This window comes from Pseudoalteromonas sp. NBT06-2 (assembly GCF_002276045.1).
Lineage (GTDB): Bacteria > Pseudomonadota > Gammaproteobacteria > Enterobacterales > Alteromonadaceae > Pseudoalteromonas.
This window is the reverse complement of the sequence record NZ_NQMR01000268.1, coordinates 1-2,463: the sequence shown is the minus strand read 5'-3', so window position 1 is coordinate 2,463 and position 2,463 is coordinate 1. Positions and strand designations below refer to the sequence as shown.

Here is a 2,463-nt window from a genome sequence, read left to right as displayed (position 1 = left end):
AAACAGTTGTTAGTGTACTAAGTTCAGTAGCCTAATCGAGTAGCCGGAGGTCTCTAACCTCCAGCAACCACACCACCTATCATGCGGGACATCAATGGTCGGTTCATCTCCAGTAATGAATCTTGCTCTAAACATCTATGACACTAATGCAAAGTTCAGTTGTGATCGATCAACGGCCGGTCGCAATTCATTCGGTCGTATGACTGCTCCAAGCTCAAAGCTGCCGCTTGTCTTTCAACATTTGATGTTAACTTTGAGTCTGAAGAAACCTTTTAGTTTATGTATTAACTAGTTAAAGCTGAGCCACAAAGTTATCTATTAACCAAGTTTAAACAAACAGAGCTACCTAACTTAGTATGCAACTTTTGAAATGCGAAAAACCTAAGTTAGGTATTCTTATTACACTATTTTGTTTCGTTTATAGCTGGTCTATAAGGTTCTTCACGAACACCATGAGATAGGACTAATTTGATCATATAGAGCGAGGCTAACCACTCAAGTCCAGCGGGGCCAACAAATGCGACTTGGGAAAGCATTATAGATAACATTACAAAAAGTAGAGCTACTGGGCGATGAATGTATTGAGGGAGCATATGAATAAAGACGATTGAAGCCATCATAAAACCATACCAGAAAAACGCATAGCCCCAAGTAACATCAAAGCATAGTGGAACGACAAAAATTTGAAAATGAACGGCAGGAAATAAGAACTTACTGCCTACCAATTTACCAAGCCAATTTAATTCTAATGTTTGATTTGTATGCAGAAAACGCTTCATTGAACCAAGTGAATTAGTTAAAACGCCACCGACCATATCAAGTGCTAAAAAACTTGCTACAGCGAATTGTAATATTGACCAATCTAGTTTATTCCACATAACAAAATAGAGAATTACAGGCGCGAGAAATGACGCATAATTAGCAATAGCACTCTCAGCTTTTGTGGGGTTGTAACCTGCCGTAAAATTAAACTTACCAGCACAATTCCAATCAATATTAGCTCCATTAACCGTGTATTTATCTTGTGACATATTTATCTCCAAACAAGTAATTTAAAACATTATATAGTCCAATTGGTCTATATAATATCAAGATTTAAATTTATGTCAATTATTTCGTCCATTCGGTCCATATAAATTTATAAGGCTATGTTAAAATCGCACTGAATTAATGTTTTAAATAGAGATAGTTATGCCAAAAATTGTAGACCGAGAAGCTTATCGTCAAGAGTTAGCATCTAAAGCTATAAACGTATTCACTGAACATGGCTACAACGGATTAGGTATGCGTGGAATAGCTGAAGCTATTGGTGTCTCTAAAAGTGCTTTGTATCATTATTTCCCTAGTAAAAAAGAACTGTTTGCGGCAAGCACCGAATTAATCACTCAAAAGCATAGTTTATATGGGAAAGATAGCAATGAGTGTATTCCTGGGGCTAAAGGCGATGCATTAACTGCACTGCTAACTACTCTAGATGAAAGATTTCAGGGTGAAATGGTACTGCTTTTGGATTATATTAAAAATCGAGATCCACAGGATGTTGCAAAAGATGAATTACTAAAAAAAGCAAATAGCCGTTTTATGGACGAATTATCTGGCGTTGTGGGTAAAGGTCAATCAGAGCAAGCCTATGCGTTAATGGTGGGAGGCTTATTGCTTCGGTTATTTAATGGCAATAAAACACCTATTGAAGAAATAAGTGCTTGGATAACTAAATTAGGTAATGAAGATTAATTGCACTTATTCCTTATGATAATGGCGTGTTGATAATGACCGCTTTGTCGGGTGAACCTTCAATGTGATTTAAAGTCTCTATGACCGCTTTGGTGGCTTAACTGCCATTTAATAAAATCTGAATTTAAATGCTGAATATCTGTTGTTGGCACTTTTGCGAAGCTCGGCTCAGAGCGATCAGCAGCCCTTTAATTTTAGAGTGGAATCAACAGAATGAAGCGATGGAATGATATAAAAGCAGAATTCGATATAGACGGTTCTCTACGAGATATTTATGTAGAAAATATCTCTGAAGAGCTTTGGAATAAATTCATTGATGCCATTAAGTCATCAGATTTTCGTTACGACTTCACTCATAGCGATGCTCTCATCTCGCTTCCTGGCAACTTCCAAGATATAAAGGCATTGCAAGAAGATAATCCAACTACTTTAGTTATCTGGCTCAACGATAAGATAAGTGTTTTCTGCCATTTTTTCATCATTTCTGAGATTGAGCTGGACATATCACCAGAACATATTAATGATGAAATGGATTACCAGACGCTATTGAGCTTCATGACTTGGTTGGCATCATTGTTGGGTCAAATAGTAAGTTTAACTCATGAAAATGCACAGGATATGGAGATCCTTAATGTTAGTTAATTAAGGGGACATATCAACTAATAGTGCCGTTTGTGTTCTATGCACTAAAGGCAGCTTATGGCACTATTTTGTAACTTCTCAAAAAGC

Annotated in this window: 3 protein-coding genes; 2 read left to right on the top strand and 1 reads right to left on the bottom strand. The window is 36.8% G+C overall.

Features of this window, described 5'->3' with window-relative positions:
- Positions 1-404: 404 nt before the first annotated feature.
- The gene (locus tag CJF42_RS25160) at positions 405-1,031 is read right to left on the bottom strand and encodes a hypothetical protein (RefSeq protein WP_095369248.1); all 627 of its coding nucleotides are present in this window, start codon (positions 1,029-1,031) and stop codon (positions 405-407) included.
- 160 nt (positions 1,032-1,191) lie between these two features.
- Here CJF42_RS25160 and CJF42_RS25155 point away from each other — a divergent pair, with 160 nt between their 5' ends.
- Both CJF42_RS25155 and CJF42_RS25150 read left to right on the top strand, forming a co-directional pair.
- Positions 1,192-1,734, top strand: coding sequence for a TetR/AcrR family transcriptional regulator (locus CJF42_RS25155; protein WP_095369247.1), 543 nt, complete (start codon positions 1,192-1,194; stop codon positions 1,732-1,734).
- A gap of 213 nt (positions 1,735-1,947) precedes the next feature.
- The gene (locus tag CJF42_RS25150; protein WP_095369246.1) at positions 1,948-2,376 is read left to right on the top strand and encodes a protein export chaperone SecB; all 429 of its coding nucleotides are present in this window, start codon (positions 1,948-1,950) and stop codon (positions 2,374-2,376) included.
- Positions 2,377-2,463: the final 87 nt, after the last annotated feature.